Annotated in this window: 13 protein-coding genes; 7 read left to right on the top strand and 6 right to left on the bottom strand. The window is 47.8% G+C overall.

Annotated features, from left to right (window positions below; genetic code table 11):
* Positions 1–269: 269 nt before the first annotated feature.
* The 5 genes from C1H71_RS12065 (at position 270) to C1H71_RS12045 (ending at position 12,222) form a co-directional block, all read left to right on the top strand.
* Positions 270–5,144 (top strand): EAL domain-containing protein, encoded by a 4,875-nt coding sequence (locus C1H71_RS12065; protein ID WP_130106760.1) that lies wholly within the window; start codon positions 270–272, stop codon positions 5,142–5,144.
* Positions 5,145–5,155: 11 nt separating this feature from the next.
* On the top strand, positions 5,156–6,295 hold the full coding sequence (locus C1H71_RS12060; RefSeq protein WP_130106759.1) for a response regulator: 1,140 nt from the start codon (positions 5,156–5,158) through the stop codon (positions 6,293–6,295).
* Between the two features lie 66 nt (positions 6,296–6,361).
* On the top strand, positions 6,362–10,186 hold the full coding sequence (locus C1H71_RS12055) for a PAS domain S-box protein (protein ID WP_130106758.1): 3,825 nt from the start codon (positions 6,362–6,364) through the stop codon (positions 10,184–10,186).
* Positions 10,187–10,400: 214 nt separating this feature from the next.
* The gene (locus C1H71_RS12050) at positions 10,401–11,612 is read left to right on the top strand and encodes a lytic polysaccharide monooxygenase (RefSeq protein ID WP_130106757.1); all 1,212 of its coding nucleotides are present in this window, start codon (positions 10,401–10,403) and stop codon (positions 11,610–11,612) included.
* Between the two features lie 88 nt (positions 11,613–11,700).
* Entirely contained in the window at positions 11,701–12,222 is a 522-nt protein-coding gene (locus C1H71_RS12045) for a glutathione peroxidase (protein WP_130106756.1), read from the top strand.
* 40 nt (positions 12,223–12,262) lie between these two features.
* Here C1H71_RS12045 and ahpF read toward each other — a convergent pair whose 3' ends face one another.
* Together ahpF and ahpC are read right to left on the bottom strand one after the other, a co-directional pair.
* Positions 12,263–13,807 (bottom strand): alkyl hydroperoxide reductase subunit F, encoded by a 1,545-nt coding sequence (gene ahpF, locus C1H71_RS12040; protein WP_130106755.1) that lies wholly within the window; start codon positions 13,805–13,807, stop codon positions 12,263–12,265.
* A 114-nt stretch (positions 13,808–13,921) separates the two neighbouring features.
* Entirely contained in the window at positions 13,922–14,485 is a 564-nt protein-coding gene (ahpC, locus tag C1H71_RS12035; RefSeq protein WP_130106754.1) for an alkyl hydroperoxide reductase subunit C, read from the bottom strand.
* A gap of 207 nt (positions 14,486–14,692) precedes the next feature.
* Between ahpC and C1H71_RS12030 the strand changes: the two genes are divergently transcribed.
* Positions 14,693–15,280 carry a TMEM175 family protein gene (locus tag C1H71_RS12030; protein WP_262488283.1) on the top strand — a complete coding sequence of 196 codons (588 nt, stop codon included), beginning with the start codon at positions 14,693–14,695 and terminating at the stop codon, positions 15,278–15,280.
* A gap of 12 nt (positions 15,281–15,292) precedes the next feature.
* Here C1H71_RS12030 and C1H71_RS12025 read toward each other — a convergent pair whose 3' ends face one another.
* Together C1H71_RS12025 and C1H71_RS12020 are read right to left on the bottom strand one after the other, a co-directional pair.
* Entirely contained in the window at positions 15,293–15,571 is a 279-nt protein-coding gene (locus C1H71_RS12025) for a YkgJ family cysteine cluster protein (protein WP_130106753.1), read from the bottom strand.
* An 11-nt stretch (positions 15,572–15,582) separates the two neighbouring features.
* On the bottom strand, positions 15,583–18,264 hold the full coding sequence (locus C1H71_RS12020; protein ID WP_130106752.1) for a bifunctional acetate--CoA ligase family protein/GNAT family N-acetyltransferase: 2,682 nt from the start codon (positions 18,262–18,264) through the stop codon (positions 15,583–15,585).
* Between the two features lie 152 nt (positions 18,265–18,416).
* Here C1H71_RS12020 and ppa point away from each other — a divergent pair, with 152 nt between their 5' ends.
* The gene (gene ppa, locus C1H71_RS12015) at positions 18,417–18,944 is read left to right on the top strand and encodes an inorganic diphosphatase (RefSeq protein ID WP_046350966.1); all 528 of its coding nucleotides are present in this window, start codon (positions 18,417–18,419) and stop codon (positions 18,942–18,944) included.
* 474 nt (positions 18,945–19,418) lie between these two features.
* Here the strand turns inward: ppa and fghA are convergent, their stop codons facing one another.
* Entirely contained in the window at positions 19,419–20,252 is an 834-nt protein-coding gene (gene fghA / locus C1H71_RS12010; RefSeq protein WP_223146073.1) for an S-formylglutathione hydrolase, read from the bottom strand.
* 172 nt (positions 20,253–20,424) lie between these two features.
* Entirely contained in the window at positions 20,425–21,537 is a 1,113-nt protein-coding gene (locus tag C1H71_RS12005; RefSeq protein ID WP_223146072.1) for an S-(hydroxymethyl)glutathione dehydrogenase/class III alcohol dehydrogenase, read from the bottom strand.
* Between the last annotated feature and the right edge of the window lie 68 nt (positions 21,538–21,605).

Genomic DNA, 21,605 nt, shown 5'->3' with positions numbered 1-21,605 from the left:
TGTAAAAAAACCCAGCTTGCTGGGTTTTTTTATGCCCCACAACTAGTGTCTGTTAACGTTTCATTCACAATTGCGAATAAAACGTCAACAGATACTAGAGAACAAGCATTTAATTTCAAAAAATTACTTAAAACTTTCTTTATTTTTTATAAAAAACAATAAAATAAAAAGAATATACACGTTTAAAAATTACAATTAGCTTGACGCTTGCCAAGACTAACCTAAGCTAGGAGAAGGAATAAAAAGTATCGCAGAGAGGGCCTTGCTTCATGCCTAGCACTTTACCTGATCTTGTCCAAGCAAAACTGATTGACCAGCTCCCCAGCTGCGTTTACCTCAGCGAAGCCAGCGGGCAATACAGTTACACTAACTTAGCCCTTCAAGCGCTATTTCAGCTTTCTGCTGCAGAGTGCACGGGCTTAGGCTGGTTAAAAAAAATCCACCCCGATGATCGTCATACCGTGCAAGAGCAATGGCTTAAAACGCTCAGCACTCAAGATCATTTTGAAATGTGCTTTCGCATCTTGCCCTCAGCTCAAGATCAGCGCTATGTTCGCTCAAAAGCGCAACCACTTATAGACGAGCAAAGCGGAGTAGTTAGCTATATCGGTAGTGTTGAAGATCTCACGCTGCCCCATACCAGCCATCTAGAAGAACAAGATGCAGGTACTTTTTATACTCTGATTAAAGCTTCGCCGATCCCCAAAATTATTTACGACACTCAGCACCAAGCCATTTATCTCAATCCCGCCTTTAGCCGCACATTTGGCTATTGCTTAGCGGATGTGCCCAAACTAGAAGACTGGCTAAAACAAGCTTATCCAGATCCTGATTACCGGCATTGGGTAATAGAACAAAGCCAATATCCCACTCAACTGGCTAAAAACGAGGTATTTCCTACCTTAGAGCTACGTATTTGCTGCAAAGATGGCAGCTATAAAACCGTAACAGCTAGCCGCGCTGTTTTTCCTTTTGAGCAAAGTGAAGCGCTGCTCATTACCCTGGTTGATTTAAGCGAGCTTTATCAACAAAAAAGTGAATTACAAGAACGGGCCCAGCGCTACCGGCAGTTGTTTGATAATGCCGATCTATCGATCTGGAACCAAGATATGACCGCCCTGCTAAGCCATATCACCACTTTGCGCGAAGCAGGCATTACCGATCTTGCCACCTACCTTGATCAAACACCTGCGGCCTTGCTCAATATGATCAGCATGATTCGCGTCATTGATATCAACCCCGCCACGCTCGTCTTGTTTGATGGTCAAAGCAAAGAAGAATTTATAGAGGGGTTTTCCTCTTTATTTGGCGAGAATGCATTAGCAGTGATACGGCAGGAGCTTCTTGCTTTTTGGCGTGGTGACACCGTTTTTCGTAGTGAAATCAATTTAAAAACCCTACATGGCAAAGCCTTTCAGGCACGGCTTTCCTACCCGATTCCCTCTACGGCAGAAGAAGCACGGATTGTGCCGGTAAGTATTCAGGATATCAGCGAGCGTAAAGCAAGCGAAAGCCGCTGGCAATTTGCAATTGAAGGCTCAGGCGCTGGGCTGTGGGATTGGGATCTCAGCTCAGATACGATTTTTTACAGCCGTCGCTGGAAAGAAATGCTGGGTTTTAGCGAAGATGAAATCAGCAATCATTACAACGAGTGGAAAAACCGCGTACACCCAGACGATTTTCTTCGCGTAATCAGCAATATACAAGCGCATTTACAAGGCTCAACGCCCTTTTTCAGACATGAATATCGGATTTGCAATAAAGAGGGAAAGTGGAAATGGATCGTTGAACGAGGAGTGGTGGTGGCGCGGGATGATAAGGGCTTACCGCTGCAAGTCCTCGGCACGGTTCATGATATTACCGAGCGCAAGGATAATGAAAATGCACTGTCAGCCAGCCAAGCCCAATTGGCAGGCATGATTGATTCGGCTATGGATGCCATTATCAACACCGATGCCGAATTCAATATCATTTTATTTAATCAAGCCGCAGAAAACATGTTTGGCTATCCAGCCAGACAAATGCTGGGTTGCCCTATTGAAGTGCTCATCCCCATCAAGCTTGTGGCTAAGCACCGCGAATTAATGCATCAATTTGGAGCCCAAGGTGAAGGGCATAGAAAAATGGGGGGAAGCGCGGCTCGCCAAGTGATGGGCACACGCGCCGATGGCAATGAGTTTCCAATCGAAGTGTCGATTTCTTACTTAGAGAATTTTGGTAACCCCATTTACACCGCAATGGTACGCAATATTACGGATAGGTTAGCGTATGAAACCAGCCTATTACAATTAACTAACACCTTAGAGCAGCGGGTTATTGAACGTACCCAAGAATTAGAAACCGCCAAGCTACGGGCGGAAGATGCCAATCAAGCAAAAAGTGCTTTTCTAGCCAATATGAGCCATGAAATTCGCACCCCACTTAATAGTGTATTAGGCATGGCTCATTTAGCCCAACTCACCACTTTAAATACCAAGCAAGGGGATTACCTACACAAAATTACCCTATCTGCTAACCACCTGCTTGATTTGATTAACGACATTTTGGACTTCTCTAAAATTGAAGCGGGCAAGCTAGAAATTAGCCATCATGATTTTTCACTGCCTGAGCTGATCAATAATGTTCGAGAGTTAATCCAGCAAAAAGTCGAAGAAAAAGGCCTACAGCTCCATATTGTCATTGGGGCCGCAGTTCCACTGTATTTGCAAGGCGATGATCTGCGAATCAAACAGGTGTTGATAAATTTGCTAAGCAATGCAATCAAATTTACAGAAGATGGAAAAATCACACTAACGATCAGCCAAGCCCCAGATAGTCAGATTATTTTCAGCATTAAAGATACTGGAATTGGTATTTCGCTCAGTGCACAAGCGCAGTTATTTCAGTCTTTTCAACAGGCAGATAACTCCATTACCCGTAAATATGGAGGCACCGGCCTTGGGTTAGCGATCAGTAGCCAGCTCGTGCTGCTGATGGATGGAGAAATCAGTGTTCAGAGTCAACTAGGCTCGGGAAGCGAGTTTACTTTTAGCCTCACCTTGCCGCAAATCCAAACGTTAATCCAACCGCCGCATATTAATAAACAAGGTATGGAGCCGCATTTACTGGCTGGGAAACGCATTTTGCTGGCCGATGATCACCCCTTTAATCAGCAAATTGGCGCAGAACTATTACAAATTGTTGGCGCAGAGGTCGTTATCGCCAGCCATGGCATTAAAGCACTACAACTGGCAAATGAAGGGCATTTTGATGCCATTTTAATGGATGTGCAAATGCCCAAAATGGATGGCATTAGCGCCAGCAAAGCCCTCAGAAAAAACCCAAAATTCAACCATGTTCCCATCATTGCCATGACCGCGAATGTCTCTGGGGAATACCGGCAAAACTGCCTAGATGCGGGCATGAATGATTTTATCGGTAAACCGGTACAGGCAGAGAAGCTGTACCAAACCTTAGCTTACTGGCTGGATCCGCAAGCCAAAGCAATGACAGAAATTAAACCCGCCGACCTTCTCGAAAAGCCACAAGCTGAGCCAGAGAACATCACAGAGCACGCCAGCTGTGTAATAGAGCTTGCCGAAATGCAAAGCATGCTTGGCGATGACCCCGATCGCCAGCGTAAATATTGTAAAAAATTTGCTCAATCGTTTGAAGAAGGGATAGCCGTCATCTGGCAAGCCCACAGCAGTAATCAGCCAATTGGCCCAGAATGCCACCGCTTAAAATCAATCGCCCGCACCATAGGGGCCATGTTGCTTGGTCATCAGCTGGCCTTAATGGAAAAAATAAACGATCAAAACAGCACTGCCGAGCGTTGTGAGCATATTAAAAAACTACAGCAACTTTTCAATGAAGCCTGTGAGTATTTGCAACAGGTTGGCTTGCTAGATATAAGCTCACTGCCTAGCTGGCAAGCCCCAACACTAACTACCCAATCTTCGCTTTGCATCTTTTTGGTCGACGATGATGCCTTTATGCTGGAAGTGATAGAGCAGCATTTAAATGATTCAGGCATCACCCAAGTTTTACCTTTTTTAAGCGCCAAAGCCGCTTTAGAAAGACTGGCTCAACTGCCTCAGCCCGATTGGGTTTTTTGCGATCTGCAAATGCCAGATATGGATGGAGTCGCTTTTTTACGGCAATTAGGCTTACTTAAGTATGAAGGCTATATCGCGATACTTTCTGCGATGGATAAGCAAGTACTTAAAGCCGTAGTGCTGCTGGCCCAATCATTTAATCTAAAACTAGGTGGAACACTCACCAAACCCATCAAAAAAGACCAACTGGCTCAGATGTTGCTGCAAAACCCAGTAAAAAACGATTTGTTACCAAGCGTAAGCCGCCAGCCAGAACTGCAACTGCTTGAAGAAGAGCTCCGTCGTGGCCTAGCGAATGGCGAGGTGGAGTTGTATTTCCAACCCAAGGTCTCCACCAGTAACCGCAGCGTACTAGGGGCCGAAAGCCTTGCGCGTTGGCGGCACCCTCAACGCGGCCTACTTGGCCCACAATTGTTTATCCCTGCTATCGAAGCGCTTGGCTTAATTGATGAATTCACGCTCTGTGTATTTAAGCTCGCCAGCCTCCAATTAAGACAGTGGCTAGATCAGGGCGAGCAGATTCACTTATCCATCAATGTATCCATGGGAAACCTGCATCGCTTGGAGCTACCAGATTTATTTAATGAAATACTCCAAGCCAGTGGCATTAGCCCAGAGCTGATCACGCTGGAAATTACCGAGACCCAGCTCTCGCACGATTATGTACTGAGCCTAGATATTCTAACCCGCTTACGCATTATGGGATTTGGCTTGTCTGTAGACGATTTTGGTACGGGGTTTTCCACCATGGAGCATCTGATTCAGATTCCATTTACCGAGCTAAAAATAGACAAAGCCTTTGTTAGTGGAGCCGCCCAAGACCCCTCCGCTCAAACCATTCTTGAGCACAGCGTTAACTTGGGCCAAAAATTCAATCTAAACCTTGTTGCTGAAGGCGTAGAAACGCAAGCGGACTGGAATTTAGTGACCAGCATTGGCTGCCATGAAGTGCAAGGCTATCTGATTGGCCACCCTATGCCTGCTACTGAATTTATGCAATGGAAACAAATGTGGGAAAGCCACCCTCCCAAAGCCAATAGCCGCTAAGGATTAACTTTATGAATGATCACGACAAACCACTGGTACTCATCGTTGATGATGATCTGTTTATGCTGGATTTTATCTTCGACGCTCTGAGCGAAACGTGTAATGTCATCACCGCTGAAAATGGCAAAACCGCCCTCCTGTTGGCGCAGCAGCAACACCCCAAGCTGGTATTGGCCGATGTCAAAATGCCAGAAATGGATGGCTATGAATTATGCCGCCAGATCAAAGATGATTTTGATATCAGCGACACCCCAGTATTGTTTTTATCTGCCCTTGATGGCATTGAAGACCGGCTGCAGGGCTTTGATGTGGGGGGAGAAGACTTTGTGCTCAAACCCGCTAACCCTAGAGTGCTGCAAGCTAAAGTGGCCCATGTTTTGCAGCTGATTGAAGAGCGCCAGCAATTAAAATCACAGGCCCAATACGCCACCAATACCGCCATGCTGGCGATGGTGAGCATGAGTGAAACAGGGCTATTGATTGAAGGGCTCAAATATTTTAACAACTGTAGCGCACCGCTCGATCTGGCCAAGGCACTGATCAACGCCCTTGCACTATTTGAGGTGGAAAGCGTCGTTGAGCTGATTCTCCCCAATGATGAATCACTCGCCGTGAATGCGCGCGGGCCTGCCAGTGCGCTAGAAGTATCGATCATGCACCATATGTCGAGCATGGATCGCATCACCCAATTTAAAAGCCGGATGTCGATTACCTACCCGCATAGTCGTGCCTTTATCAGCAATATGCCCGTGCATGATCCTGATCGCTGTGGCCGCTTGCGCGACAATTTAGCCATCTTAGTCGAATTTACAGAATATCGACTCGAAGCCCTCAACATCATGCTACAAGCCAAACAGCGCGATATTACCATTGCCGCCACCGTTAAATCGCTGACGATGGCACTCAGCAATATCGACGAAAAACAAAGAAATGGCCGCGCTTCAGCTGCCATTATTTTAAACAGCGTCACCGCGCGCATTGAAGCATCTTTGGTTGGATTGCAGCTTACAGAACGTCAAGAAACATCTTTTATCGATATCGTGCGTTACGGGCTAGAAGATGTCTCCAACACCCTGCATGCCGATGCTGATTTTCAAGATCAACTCAGCCAAGCCATTAAAGCACTACAAAACACGATTACAAAAACATAAACGCGGTGAGCAGGCTCTCGGACTTAGCACTGAGCTACTGTGCAGACGGATGAAACTGGAGCGGTAATGACGGCAAAGCACTGGCCATTGAGCTCACTCAGTACCAGAGTGACTCTTTTTACTCTGCTCATTTTTGTGATCAGCCTATGGGCACAGGCATTTTATGCGCAGCGGATGCTGCAGCAGGATATGCAGCGCCTACTTAGCGACCAACAATTCTCTACCGCCTCCATCGCCGCCGCGCATATCAACCAAGATCTACAAGAACGGCTCAATATACTCAGCAACTTTACAACTAAAATCCCCCCTATCAAGCTTAATAATGCCGCAGCCTTACAATCCTATTTAGAAGACAACCGCTATCTGCTTACGCTGTTTAATGGCGGCCTATTTATTGCCCAAGCCAAGGGCGCTGTCACTGCATCCATCCCCTCCCTCCTTGGCCGACACGCAGAGCACGAGCTCGAAAGCGATTTCATCACCACCACGCTTAACAATAATCGCAACACGATCAGTGCCCCCTTTATGGGAAAGCAGCACCGGCCATTTTTTGTGATGACAGCCCCTATACGCAATGCTCAGGGCAAAGTAATAGCCAGCCTGATAGGCGTCATTGATCTTACCCAGACTAATTTTTTAGATACCTTTATTGGGCACAACTATGGAAAAACAGGCAGTTACCTACTGATTGCCCCAAAAGATAAGCTCATTGTAAGCGCTACCGATAAACGCCTGATTATGACGCATACCCCTGAGCTAGGGATGAGCCCACTGATTGATCAATTTACAGCTGGCGAAGAAGGCACGGGCATAACCGTCACTTCACTCCAAACAAAAGTGTTGATCTCCGCCAAGCGCATTACTGCCGCAGATTGGTATGTCGTCGTGACTCTACCGACAAACGAAGCCTTTGCCCCTATTGAGGCCATGAAGCAGCGAATGTTTTTGATTACCCTGCTGATGACACTGCTAGCGAGCGTGCTAAGTGCTTGGCTATTAAGGCATCAAATGGGCCCATTGCGTGCGGCCGTCAGCGCCCTAAACCGAATGGCCAGCAATGATCAACCCTTGCAAGCCTTGCCGATTCATCATAACGATGAAATCGGCCAACTGCTCGGCAGCTTTAACCTGCTACTTAAAACGCTGGCGGAGCGTGAAGATGCGCTGAAACAAAGTGAGTACTTTATCCGTGCTATCACAGAAAATATTCCCTGTATGGTGTCTTACTGGACACCCAGCTTGCACTGCGCATTTGCTAATAAATCTTACGCCACACTTTTTAATCGCTCGCCAGAACAGATGCAAAACATCCAAATGCAGGACTTGCTAGATGGTGCCTTATTTAAAACAATAAACAGCTATGTCAGCGCCGCACTTAATGGAGAAAACCAATGCTACGAGCGCAACGGTATAGATAGCGCAGGGGAAACAACCCATCTACTGGTGCAATATATTGCAGATAAAACGGATGGTGTACTAAAAGGCTTTTTTGTATTACTGACAGATATCAGCACAATTAAGCGGGGACAGGAGCAATTAAAACTCAGTGACCTTATTCTAAAATCTATTTCTCAAGGGGTGATCATTAGTAATGCTGAGCAAAAAATTATTTCAGTCAATGACGCTTTGCTCAGCATTACCGGCTATCAGCGTGAAGATTTTATTAACAAAAACTGCCGGTTTCTCCAAGGGCCTCAAACAGATCTGCAAACCATTAGCCAGATCCGTAGCGCTTTAGAGCAAGGCCAGCCGTTTGCGGGGGAAATTATAAATTACCGCCAAGATGGCAGTATTTTTTGGAATGACTTAATTATCACTCCTGTGCTTAATCAGCAAGGCATCATCAGCTATTTCATTGGTATTACCCGCGATATCACCACCCGCAAAAACGCTGATGCCGCCCTACTTGCTCAGCAGGCACAACTAAAGGGAATGATAGAAACGGCGATGGATGCCATTATCAGTACCGATGCAGCATTCAATATTATTTTGTTTAACGGTGCTGCAGAAGAAATGTTTGGCTACGCCCAGCAAGATATCTTGGGCCACCCCATTGAAGCCCTCATCCCCCTAGCTCTGGCATCTGGCCTCCGCCAACAGATGCATCACTTTGCAAACATAGATAGTAATCCAAGGCAAATGCATGGCCGATCGGTACGCTCCGTAGAGGGCCGCAAAGCGGACGGTAGGATCTTTCCGGCCGATGTCACCATTTCTTATCTAGAAAACAATGGCAACCCGGTATTTACCGCCATGATCCGTGATACTACGGAGCGCAAAGCACTCGATGATGCACTCATACAATTTACCGCAACCCTAGAGCTGCGCGTCATTGAGCGCACTCAAGCGCTAGAAGCCGCTAAATTGCAGGCCGAACAAGCCAATCAGGCTAAAAGCACCTTTTTAACAAATATGAGCCATGAAATTCGTACCCCGCTCAATAGCGTGTTAGGCATGGCTCAGCTTGCTCAGCTCACCGCGCTAAACCCCAAGCAGCGAGGCTATTTAGAAAAAATCACGCACTCTGGAACGCATCTTTTAGAACTAATGAATGATGTGCTGGATTTTTCTAAAATTGAAGCGGGCAAGCTAGAGCTCAATCCGCAAGACTTTGCCCTAGCTAAATTAATCGCACAGATTGAAGAGCTACTGCGGCTTAAAGCCGAGGAAAAAGGCCTACAGCTCAATATTAATATCGAGCAGCACATCCCTGATTATCTACATGGCGATGATTTGCGTCTCAAACAAGTTTTGCTGAATTTACTCAGCAACGCCATTAAATTTACAGCAAAAGGGCATGTCAGCCTCAACATAAAAGCCAAAGGTGACACGCTGCTATTTTGCATCATCGACAGTGGCATTGGGATTTCAGCGGCAGCGCAAACGCAGTTATTTAACTCCTTTCAGCAAGCAGATAATTCAATTACCCGAAAATACGGTGGCACTGGGCTGGGGCTAGTCATTAGCCGTGAGTTAGTCCAATTAATGGGGGGAGAGTTGAGCCTGCAAAGCCAGCTGGGGATAGGCAGTGAGTTTAGCTTTCAGCTGCAATTACCCGCCGCACATGCCCCACTAGCTTTAGCCCCGCCTCCTTTAAGCCAAGCAGCGCACTTCTTAAGTGGCAAACGTATTTTGCTAGCCGATGACCACCCTTTTAATCAACAAATAGGCAGCGAGCTATTAGAGCTAATGGGGGCCGAAGTTGTGATCGCCAATAATGGTCTTGAAGTGATGCGCCTAAGCAGTGAGTCTGTATTTGATCTTATTTTACTTGATGTACAAATGCCTGAAATGGATGGCATTACCGCCTGCCAACTACTCAGGCAAAACCCTGCCTTTGATCAAATACCTATTATCGCCATGACCGCGAATATCTCGCCGGAATACCAGCAGCATTGTAGTAATGCGGGGATGAATCATTTTATTGCCAAACCGGTGCAGGCCGAAAAACTGTACCACACCGTAGCCGAATGCCTAGGGCTAGGGCTAGGGCTAAACATCACTCAGCCCCAGCCCACCCCTCAAGTACCATTAGAAAACACACCAAACCAAGTGCTTATCGATCTCACAGAGCTAGAGAATATGCTAGGCAGCAACATCGAGCGGCAACAAAAATATTGTGAGAAGTTTGTCAGTGCTGTCCATGAAGGGCTAGGAACACTGAATCAAGCTTTTATCAACAAAGATTTTCTTAAGATACAAGAAGAAAGCCATCGCCTAAAAGCCATCGCCCTAACCATAGGTGCCATGCCGCTTGGAGCCATGCTGGCTGAGCTAGAAAATAACACCTCAGCCACCGAGCTGCCGGAGCAAATAGCTACGCTTAACTCGCTCTTCCAGCAAAGCTGCAATGCGCTCAGCCAGTTGGGCCTGTACCCGCCACAAACTTAAGCTCCGCGCTTTGTGCATCGCCCAGCGTTGATCCAAAACCTAAACAAATTTGGACAGCACCCGATTTGTTACTCATTCGCCTCAACAAACACTCAATGTAATAAATTTTTACTATTTTTATCAAAATAAACCCAATTTAATGTTTTTAATGCTTTCAAAAAATCATCTGACAGAGATCAGAGATTCCCTTTCAATAACGATGGATGAGACAACAATGAATAAATACGCCCTACCCGCCCTGCTGGCCAGCCTGCTATCGCCACTTGCCAGTACTCACGGCAGTATGGAAGTTCCGATAAGCCGCATTTTAAGCTGTTCTAAAGAAGGCCCTGAAAACCCTAAATCTGCGGCCTGCCAAGCTGCTGTGGCTACATCTGGCCCACAAATGCTCTACGACTGGTCAGGTGTAAACCAACTGCCAAACGGCAATCACCAAGCCTTTGTTCCTGATGGCCAACTCTGTGCAGGGGGTAAATCTAATTACGCAGGCATGAATCTGGCCCGCAGCGATTGGCCAGCCACACCGATCGCCGCCGATGCCAATGGCCAATTCGATTTTATCTACACCGCACCAGCACCCCACCAAACGCGCAACTGGCAGTTTTTTATTACCAAAGATGGCTGGAACCCAAACAAAACACTGGCTTGGTCTGATCTAGAAGACACGCCGTTTTGCACGCTGGGCAATACGGCAGCCATAGATAAAAAATACACACTCAGCTGCCCGCTGCCTAAAAAAACCGGTGTGCATATTATTTATAATGTGTGGCAGCGCAGCGACAGTGCTGAAGCGTTTTACTCCTGCTCGGATGTCAATTTCTCCGGAGGCCTTTCTACCTATAAGGAGCTAGGACAAATCCGTGCTCAGCAGGATTTAAAAGCCGATAGCAAAATCACTTTCCGTCTATTTGATAAAGATGGCCGCGACGTAGAAAGCTTCTCCATTACCACCGGCTACGACACCCAAACCGGCGAAAATACCGCGCTGGCAGCAAACTGGCCTTTCTATCTAGCCCAGAAGGTCAATATCAGCTCACGCTATATTAGCGTGGGGGTACTGGCCACCAATGGCAGCGTATCGCCGGTTAAATCTGTGCAGGATAATCGCGTTTACGCCCGCAATAATGGTGAATACACCTTTAAAGTGGATATCAGTGGAGTCATTGTTCCAACCCCCGTGCCGACTCCAGTACCAACACCTGTACCAACACCAGTGCCAACACCAGTGCCAACACCAGTGCCAACGCCTACGCCGTCCACAAGCTGCGCACCGGATTGGAAAGCTGCCAATACTTATGCCACGGTCAATACCAAAGTCAGCCAGAATCTGCATAACTATCAGAATAAATGGTGGACTACTGGTGAGGAACCAGCAAAAAGCGGTCAGTGGGGTGTATGGCAGGACTTAGGTAGCTGCAAGAAATAAACCATGCAAGGCGCGGCATGCCGTGCCTTTTACGCAGGCATCAGGCTTATACTGATGCCTGCGAATACACCTACGGCGAGGAAACACCATGCGTGCACTATTACTTTTACTCGTCAGTGGCATCAGCAGCGCTGCCTGCCCGCCCTTACTCGATTTTCAAAGCAAAACGCTGCAAGGCAAACCATTTGATTTATGCGCCTATAACGGCAAGCCAATACTGGTGGTGAATACCGCCAGTAAATGCGGCTTTACTCCGCAATTTGAAAAACTAGAAAAAATCTACGCCAAATACAAAGAGCAAGGATTACTAGTGGTGGGCTTTCCATCCAATGACTTCAAACAAGAACTAGCCGATAACAAAGAAATCGGCGATTTTTGTAAACTCACCTACTTTGTAGAATTCCCCATGCTAGAGAAATCCAGCGTACGCGGCTCAGACGCAAACCCGCTGTTTAAAAGACTCACCACCGCCTCTGACACCTCGCCCAAGTGGAACTTCTACAAATATTTAATCGCCCCAGATGGCAAAACAGTCAATGCCTACAGCTCAGTCACCGAACCAGACGATAAAGAAATTATTGGCAAAATTGAAGGCTGGCTGAAGAAGTAAAACTTGTAGGGTGGGCACAAAAATGTGCCCACCCTACATTTTAATGACGCATCAAGTAATCAAACGCGCCCAGCGATGCTTTTGCACCATCGCCCATCGCAATCACGATTTGCTTGAAGGGCACGGTAGTGACATCCCCTGCGGCAAACACCCCAGCTAAAGAAGTTTGCCCACGGTTATCAACCTCAATTTCGCCATGTTTACTTAATTCAAGCGTGCCTTTTAGCCAATCGGTATTCGGCAGCAAGCCAATTTGCACAAAGATTCCTGCTAAGTCGACTTGATGCGATTCACCTGTTTGGCGATCGGTATATTGCAGGCCGCTGACCTTTTGCCCATCGCCCAATACGGATGTAGTTTGCGCTTGTTTCAGCACCACCACATTGGGCAGGCTATAAAGTTTTTTCTGCAACACCGCATCGGCGCGTAGCTCGCTACCGAACTCCAGCAGGGTAACGTGCTCTACAATCCCAGCCAGATCAATGGCGGCTTCAACGCCAGAATTGCCTCCCCCCACTACCGCTATGCGTTTGCCTTTAAATAGTGGCCCATCGCAATGCGGGCAATATGCAACGCCTCGACCACGGTATTCTTTTTCACCTGGCACATTCATTTCGCGCCAGCGTGCACCGGTCGCAATAATCACCGATTTGCTTTTTAAGGTAGCGCCACTAGCAAGGCGAATCTGGCTAATGCCATTTTCATCTAGGCTCAGCGATTCGGCGCGTTGCAGATTAATAATATCCACATCGTATTGCTTCACGTGCTGCTCTAATGCGGTGACCAGCTTTGGCCCTTCGGTTTCTTGTACCGAGATAAAATTTTCGATACTCATAGTGTCAAGCACTTGCCCACCAAAGCGCTCGGCCACCACGCCGGTACGAATCCCTTTACGTGCTGCGTAAACAGCAGCCGCTGCGCCAGCGGGTCCACCACCAATCACCAGCAAATCGAACGGTGCTTTAGCAGTGATCACTTCAGCCTGACGCTCTAACGAGCCGGTATCGAGCTTGGCAACAATTTCTTCTACGCCCATCCGGCCTTGACCAAAAGCCTCGCCATTGAGATAAACCGAAGGCACGGACATAATTTGCCTAGCATTCACTTCATCTTGATACAGCGCACCATCAATCATCACATGGCTAATCTTTGGATTAAGCACCGCTAGTAAATTCAGCGATTGCACCACTTCTGGGCAATTTTGGCAGGTCAGCGAAATAAAAGTTTCAAAACGCAGCTCGCCAGGCAAAGCTTTAATTTGCTCAATCAGCGCTGCTTCAATCTTGGGCGGATGCCCACCAACTTGCAGCAGGCCCAGCACCAAGGAAGTAAACTCATGCCCCATCGGAATCCCAGCAAAACGCACACGGGCCTCTTCCCCAATACGTGCAATGCCAAAGGAAGGTTTCAACGCAGCATCATCAAAGCGCAGGGTGATTTTGTCTGAAAGCTCGGTGATTTCTTGCAGCAAGCTTTTCATCTCTAGCGCAGCGCTGCTTTCATCTAAAGAAGCAATCAGCTCAATGGGGAATTGCAGTTTTTCTAAATAGGCAGCAAGTTGGGATTTAATATTTGATTCAAGCATGGTGAATTCTCCGGAATAGTTTTTATTGAAAAAGCGCTTTGCGCTGATAAAGAAAGTGCTTTTGCAATAAAAGCGATAATCGTAGGGCGGGTATAACCCACCCTACGCGTTTAATTAAATCTTACCCACTAAATCAAGCGATGGAGCCAAGGTTGCAGCACCTGGTTGCCATTTAGCTGGACAAACTTCACCTGGGTGCTTTGCAATATATTGAGCGGCTTGCACTTTGCGCATCAGCTCAGAAGCAGAGCGGCCAATGCCGTTATCGTGAATTTCGCACAGCTTGATCTGGCCTTCTGGGTTGATCAAGAAAGTGCCGCGCAGTGCCAGGCCTTCTTCTTCGATCATCACATCAAAATTGCGGGTCAGTGTGCCGGTAGGGTCAGCCAGCATCGGGTAGTTGATCTTTTTGATCGTGTCCGATGTATCGTGCCAAGCCTTGTGAGTGAACTGGGTATCGGTAGAAACCGAGTAAACCTCTACACCCATTTTTTGGAATTCTGGGTAAAAATCAGCCAAGTCGCCCAATTCGGTAGGGCAAACAAAAGTAAAATCAGCTGGGTAGAAGAACACAATCGACCACTTGCCTTTTAGATCGGCTTCGCTTACCGAAGTGAATTTACCTGCATGGTATGCGTTAACTTTAAATGGTTTAATTTCGCTATTAATCAAAGACATGGTGTTACTCCTAGCTAGTGAATGTGTTGTTTGTGAAGCAGTGAAGTCATCTTAACGCCCCTACTCACTGAGGTCTAATTGATAGTTTAAATAATTAACATTGTTAAATACTATTGAGTAAAACTATAGCAAACCACTAGTTAGGCTAGGCTGGGAAAATGAAATCCAGCTAGAATGACATTTCAATATACAAATAAGGGGGAAATCATGGGGGCAATCGGGAAGACACGTTTGGAGGCGTTTAGTGATGGGGTGATCGCCATTATTATCACCATCATGGTATTAGAATTAAAAGTGCCGCATGGCGAAGATGCCCGCGTGCTTTTGCCAATGATCCCCATTTTTTTGGGTTATATCTTTAGCTTTATCATGGTAGGGATTTACTGGAATAATCATCACCATTTATTCCATATGGTGCAGAGAATTAATGGCAGCGTGCTTTGGGCCAATCTACACCTGCTTTTCTGGCTGTCGTTAATTCCGGTCACCACGGGCTGGATGCAGGAAAGCCATTTCTCCCCTCTGTCCGTGGCGCTTTATGGTGTGGTGCTATTGATGGCAGGCATTGCTTGGCCAATTATGATGCATATTTTGATTAAGATTCATGGCTATGAATCACCATTGGCGATTGCAATGGGCAAAGATAGAAAAGGCAAGCTATCAGTTACTTTATACGCGGCGGCGATTCCTCTTGCGTTTGTCAGTAGATGGATTGCAATCGGTCTTTATATTGCGGTGGCGGTGATTTGGTTTATCCCAGACCAGCGCGTCGAAAAAAGCTTGCCTCAGGATTAACGCGAGCAGGCGCTAAATTTGCAGCAAAGGAATACGCTTTCTCTGCTCCATGCAATCAAAATCACCCGCTTCATACTCACGGCAAATCCATGGCCTTTGCTCGTAAATCGTACAAAGCATGGTTTGCCGATTTAGCGCTGCGCACCAGCCATCGCTAAGGCGATGCATAATCTCGCCGCCCCATGCGTCTTGTTCAATATATTGCGGCGGCACATCGTCGTCACCAGCGATAAGCATCACTTCTAGCTGGCAGCAACAGGCTTTGCAAGTACTACAGGTTATTGTTGTCATAGGCCGCCTTTTTACAGCATTTTCACTACCCACTTCAGACCATTATCCTCAGGATGGGTCTGAATGGTGAAACCAAGGTATTTCATAAACGCCAGCATGGTCTTATTGCTACTTAGCACTTCACCCTCGATCACCGAAATACCCATATCCCGTGCGGCGGTAAATAGTGCTTCCATCAGGCGGTTGCCCAAGCCCTTACCCTGCCAAGCATCATCGATCACCACTGCAAATTCGCAGCTATCTTTATCTGGATTGGCAGTAAAGCGTGCCACGCCAATAATTTGCTCACCCTGCCCTGCCTGCACCGTCGCGGCAATGGCCATTTCTCTGGCGTAATCTAGGTGGGTAAAGCGCGCCAGCAGACTTTGCGGCAGGGACTTAAGCACGCTCATATAGCGGTTGTAACGTGTTTCATCCGATAAACGACTCACAAACTGGATCAGCAGCTCTGCATCCTCAGGACGGATAGGCCGTAACACCATCGGCATACCGGTTTTTAACTGAGTAAGCTGCATTAGATGTGATGGATAGGGATGAATCGCCATATGCGCGTAGCGGCGGGCTTTGCTATCCACGGCCCCCACAATAATACTTGCATCAACGGCGATCACGCCGTTTTCATCGGCGACCAGCGGGTTAATATCCAGCTGCTGAATCTGCGGCAGCTCACAAACCATCTCAGAAACACGCAATAGCACATTTTTAACCGCCTCGATATCCACCGCAGGCTGGTTTCTAAACGGTGCAAGCATTTTTTTTATGCGGGTACGGCGGATTAAATTCTCGGCCAGATAACCATTGAGCGGCGGCAAAGAAACTGCAATGTCATTAAATACTTCAACCGCAATCCCGCCCGCACCAAAGCTGATAACTGGGCCAAATGCCGAATCACTGACCACCCCAACCATCAACTCACGCGCATTTTTTTTGCCATGCATGGGTTGTACCGTTAACCCACGCACCCGCTCTACACCTAAGCGATCATGCGCACGGCTCAGCATTTTATTCGCCTCAGTGGCCACGCTAATTAGGCTGTTTAGATTGAGCACTACACCGTCTATATCCGTTTTGTGCATCACATCAATGGCGTCTATTTTCAGCACCACCGGCAGGCCCATCCCCATGGCAGCGTTTACCGCATCATCGGCGCTATTGGCCCTTACAGTGAGCGCAACTGGAATATGAAATGCCCGCAGCACGGCCTTAGATTCGATTTCATCGAGCATGCTGCGCCCTGAAGCCAGCGCGTTATCAATCACCATGCGCGCCGTTTCCATATCTGGCGCAATCCACTCACCAAGCGGTGCAGGCGTTTGTAACAAGAGCTGCTGGTTATGCTGCCAAGCAGCTAAAGAATAAAACACCTCTACGGCGTGCTCTGGTGCAGAAAAACTAGCGCAACCGGCCTTATTTAATAATTTACGACTGGCATCGACTTTCTTGCCGCCTATCCACGCCATCAACAGCGGTTTATCGCTGGTTTTTTTCAGCGCAATCATGGCTTCGGCAGTGCGTAAATGATCGGTACCCGCTTGCGGGGTAAATACCACCAACACACCGTCAATATTAGCGTCCGCCAGCAAGGCCTCTGCCACTAGCTTAAAGCGCTCAGGGGATGCATCGCCCAGAATATCCACTGGATTATTTCGCCGCGCCTGCGCGGGTAGGTTTTTTGTCAACCAAGCGACCGTGCCAGCGGTTAATTCAGGCAGCTCCACGTGTAAATCGCGCGCTCTATCTACCGCCATCATGCCCGCACCAATGCCGTTGGTAACAATCGCAAGACGGCGGCCCTTGGTTTTAAAAGTGCCATTCAGCACTTTGGCTGCGGTAAAGAGCTGATTCATTGAACGCAAACGCAGCACACCAGCGCGTTTCAGCGCCGCATCAAACACATCATCACGGCCAATTAAACGCTCAGAATGGGTACGACCATGCGCTACCGAGTTATCGTTATAGCGGCCGACTTTCAGCGCCATCACCGGTTTGGAACGTGCAGCAGCCCGCACCGCCGACATAAAGGTGCGCGCCTCTTGTAAATCTTCGATATACAGCAAAATACTTTGCGTTTTAGGATCTGCCACTAGGTAATCGAGCACCTCGCCCACATCCACATCCACCGCTGTGCCTAAGGACACCACCGATGAAAACCCTACATCATGCGATTCAGCCCAATCTAAAATCGCAGAGGTAATTGATGAAGACTGCGACACCAGCGCCATGCTGCCGTTTTTAAGCTTGCCTTGATAATTGCCAGCCATCAGCTTGGAGCTAACGCGGCACAGGCCAAATACCGTTGGGCCAATAATCCTCAGGCCATAATGCCGTGCACGCTCCATGATTTTATCGAGCAGAAGCTGGCTTTTTTTATCTGTGCCCACAAAATCGCACGACATAATTACGGCGGCTTTTATGCCTTTTTTGCCACACTCTTCTATTAAATCAGGCAGCGTTTTCGCCGGAGTTGTAATGATGGCTAAATCCACCACCATTGGCACTTTGGCAATCGATTTAAACGCGGCAATACCCAAGACCTGCTCGCGATGTAAATTAACAGGGAATAATTTACCGCCATACCCCCCCTCCAGTACATTGGCAAAGACAGTTGTGCCTACCGCCCCTAGCGTTTCAGAGGCACCAATCACGGCTATAGAGCGCGGATCAAATAATGGGGAAAGATAATGTGGCTTCATCGCAGTCAAATCATAAAAGATTGACCGTAGTGTATACCGCCAAAGTGTTGGCTGCTGCGTAGCTATGACTTTTATGCATAAGCATTTGTACATGGCAGAGCTGCAGGCTTTATAATTGCCGCCGTTCTCAATTGAAACTATGGAATCATCCAATGGACATCAGCAAAATTGCCGCTGGCAAAGATTTACCCAACGATTTCAATGTCATTATCGAAATCCCTGCTAATGCACCCCCAATCAAATATGAATTCGATAAAGCATCGGGCGCTATCATTGTCGATCGTTTTGTTGGCACATCGATGTCCTACCCAATGAACTACGGCTTTGTGCCGCACACCCTGTCCCTAGATGGCGATCCTGTGGATGTGCTGGTTCACACCCCATTCCCGTTGCTGCCAGGTATGGTTATCAAATGCCGCGCGATTGGCGTATTGGGCATGGAAGACGAAGCAGGTATGGACGCAAAAGTGATTGCCGTACCCGTAGAAAAAGTTTGTGCTATGTATGCACACATCCAAAAACTGGAAGACCTGCCAGAACTGTTGTTGGCTCAAGTAAAACACTACTTCGAGCACTATAAAGACTTAGAAAAAGGCAAGTGGGTGAAGATTACGGGTTGGGGCGACAAAGCCGCAGCCCATGCTGAGATCATGGAAAGCTACGATCGCGCACAGAAGTAATAAATACTCGGCACCCTGCCGATAGATACACGATAAAACGCGGGTTTCACCCACCCTACAAGATAATTGATCTTAAAGGGTGGATGGGGCCCGCGTTTTTTATTGTAATTTTAGCTTACAAAACTCAAATATTGAACCACGGAGAACACGGAGAAAAACAAGGCTTGAGTTATGTTGTTTTGTAGATTTTGAGTATTTTAAAGCCCCGCAATAAGGATTCATATAGCGGCTGGTGGCACGGGGCTTAAATCTCCCCTTGAAACACGCCGGAGAGAGGAACAAGCGGGGCGGGGTTTCGGCAAGGGAGCGAGGAACGAGCCAATCCCGCCCGCCGCCGACTCGATTGTCCGCAGCGCAGGGGCCTTCGTGTTTCGTGGGGTCGCCTTCTTTGCTTACTTTCTTGGCGAAGCAAGAAAGTGAGTCCCAGCGGGGATCCCGCACCAAAACCAACGTGCCGAAGGCACTAAAACTGAACTACACCCCCAAATGATCCGCATGAAAACGTAAATGCGCTTCAATAAAGCTGGCGATAAAGTAATAGCTGTGGTCGTAGCCCGGCTGGATATTTAATGTAAATGGCCATTGTTTGGCCAAGGCGATTTTCTCTAAGGCCTCCGGCTGCAATTGCTGTGGCATAAAGCTATCTTGATCGCCCTGATCAATCAGTAGCGGCAACATTCGGCTTGCGTGCTGCATTAAATGGCAGCTGTCATAAGCCAGCCATTTATTTCTATCATCCCCCAGATACTCACTAAACGCCGTTTCACCCCAAGGTACTTGGGCGGGATTCACAATCGGAGCAAAAGCCGAGGCGGATCGATAGGCTTGCGGGTTTTTTAAAGCAATCATCAAAGCGCCATGCCCACCCATCGAATGCCCGCTAATGGACTTTATATTCGTTACAGGAAAATGCCCTTCGATTAAAGCAGGCAATTCGCTGACGATATAATCGTACATCTGGTAATGCCGCTGCCACGGTGCCTCGGTGGCATTCACATAAAAGCCCGCGCCCTGCCCCAAATCATAACGCCCCGCATCGGCGACTTCACTGCCGCGCGGGCTGGTGTCTGGCATGACCAAAGCAATCCCCAACTGTGCCGCCACCCGCTGCGTACCTGCTTTGGTGGCAAAGTTTTCGTCATTGCAGGTCAGGCCAGATAGCCAATAAACCACCGGCACCTTGCCACCTTGAGCCGTTTGCGGCGGCAAATACACCGCAAACGTCATCTCGCACGAAGTGCTGCTGGCCTGATGCTTATAACGTTTATGCCAGCCACCAAAGCTGCGGTTACTGCTGATAAGTTCCAGAGACATAAGCATCCTTTAAATATCCAAAAGCTAAATACAAAAAACCTAAAACAGATCTGTAGAGACAGAGAACACGAAGAAGAACAGCGAGAAAACCATTAAGAAAAACTCAGAATTCATTCGTTTTTCTCTGTGTCTACAGAACTTAGGCTTTTTATACGCGGATAAAACCTTAAAAATGGATCACAGAGCGAATTGATTTGCCTTCGTGCATTAACTCAAAGGCGGTGTTGATTTCTTCCAGCGGCATGGTGTGGGTAATGAAATCAGAAAGCGCAAATTCGCCTTTCATATAGCGATCAACAAAGCTTGGCAGCTCGCTGCGGCCACGCACGCCGCCAAAGGCCGAGCCACGCCATACGCGGCCGGTGACCAGCTGGAATGGTCGAGTGGAGATTTCTTCACCAGCCCCAGCCACGCCAATAATCACCGATTCGCCCCAGCCCTTATGGCAGCATTCCAGCGCCGAGCGCATCACATTCACATTGCCGATACATTCAAATGAGAAATCCACGCCGCCATCGGTCATTTCTACGATCACATCCTGAATCGGCTTTTCAAAGTCTTTAGGATTAATCACATCGGTTGCACCTAGCTGCTTGGCCAATTCAAATTTGCTGGTATTGATATCGATACCAATAATCCGACTCGCCCCGGCCATACGCGCACCTATCACTGCCGAGAGGCCAATCCCGCCCAGGCCAAAAATCGCCACGGTGTCGCCGGCTTTTACCTTGGCGGTATTCATCACCGCGCCCATGCCGGTAGTCACGCCGCAGCCCAGCAGACAGACCTCTTCTAAAGGCGCTTCTTTATTGATTTTTGCCAGCGAGATTTCTGGCAGCACGGTGTATTCAGAAAAAGTAGACGTGCCCATATAGTGATAAATCGGCTGACCATCTTTATAAAAACGCGTGGTGCCATCCGGCATCACACCGCGGCCTTGGGTGGCGCGGATTTTTTGGCACAGATTGGTTTTGCCAGATAAGCAAAACTTACATTCGCCACATTCTGGGGTGTAAAGCGGAATCACATGATCGCCAATTGCAACGCTAGTTACTCCCTCGCCAATAGCCTCCACCACACCAGCACCCTCATGCCCCAGCACCACAGGGAAAACCCCTTCCGAATCCTTGCCCGATAAAGTGTAAGCATCAGTATGGCAAACCCCACTCGCCACGATACGCACCAATACCTCGCCTTTTTGCGGCGGCATCAGATCAAGCTCTTCAATCACCAAAGGCTGATTAGGCCCCCAAGCAACAGCAGCACGTGTTTTAAGCATCTTCATGACGAATCCTTGCGTTTTGATTACCACCATTTTAACCATTACCCAATTAAAGATAATTAGCC

It is taken from the genome of Iodobacter fluviatilis (assembly GCF_004194535.1).
Taxonomy (GTDB): Bacteria; Pseudomonadota; Gammaproteobacteria; order Burkholderiales; family Chitinibacteraceae; genus Iodobacter; species Iodobacter fluviatilis_A.
The sequence above is the reverse complement of the archived record's forward strand: the minus strand, read 5'-3'. Positions and strand labels throughout refer to the sequence as shown.

Coding starts and splice junctions, on each gene's coding strand:
- C1H71_RS12065 (WP_130106760.1), top strand. CDS start 270: ATGCCTAGCACTTTACCTGATCTTGTCCAAGCAAAACTGATTGACCAG.
- C1H71_RS12060 (WP_130106759.1), top strand. CDS start 5,156: ATGAATGATCACGACAAACCACTGGTACTCATCGTTGATGATGATCTG.
- C1H71_RS12055 (WP_130106758.1), top strand. CDS start 6,362: ATGACGGCAAAGCACTGGCCATTGAGCTCACTCAGTACCAGAGTGACT.
- C1H71_RS12050 (WP_130106757.1), top strand. CDS start 10,401: ATGAATAAATACGCCCTACCCGCCCTGCTGGCCAGCCTGCTATCGCCA.
- C1H71_RS12045 (WP_130106756.1), top strand. CDS start 11,701: ATGCGTGCACTATTACTTTTACTCGTCAGTGGCATCAGCAGCGCTGCC.
- ahpF (WP_130106755.1), bottom strand. CDS start 13,807: ATGCTTGAATCAAATATTAAATCCCAACTTGCTGCCTATTTAGAAAAA.
- ahpC (WP_130106754.1), bottom strand. CDS start 14,485: ATGTCTTTGATTAATAGCGAAATTAAACCATTTAAAGTTAACGCATAC.
- C1H71_RS12030 (WP_262488283.1), top strand. CDS start 14,693: ATGGGGGCAATCGGGAAGACACGTTTGGAGGCGTTTAGTGATGGGGTG.
- C1H71_RS12025 (WP_130106753.1), bottom strand. CDS start 15,571: ATGACAACAATAACCTGTAGTACTTGCAAAGCCTGTTGCTGCCAGCTA.
- C1H71_RS12020 (WP_130106752.1), bottom strand. CDS start 18,264: ATGAAGCCACATTATCTTTCCCCATTATTTGATCCGCGCTCTATAGCC.
- ppa (WP_046350966.1), top strand. CDS start 18,417: ATGGACATCAGCAAAATTGCCGCTGGCAAAGATTTACCCAACGATTTC.
- C1H71_RS12005 (WP_223146072.1), bottom strand. CDS start 21,537: ATGCTTAAAACACGTGCTGCTGTTGCTTGGGGGCCTAATCAGCCTTTG.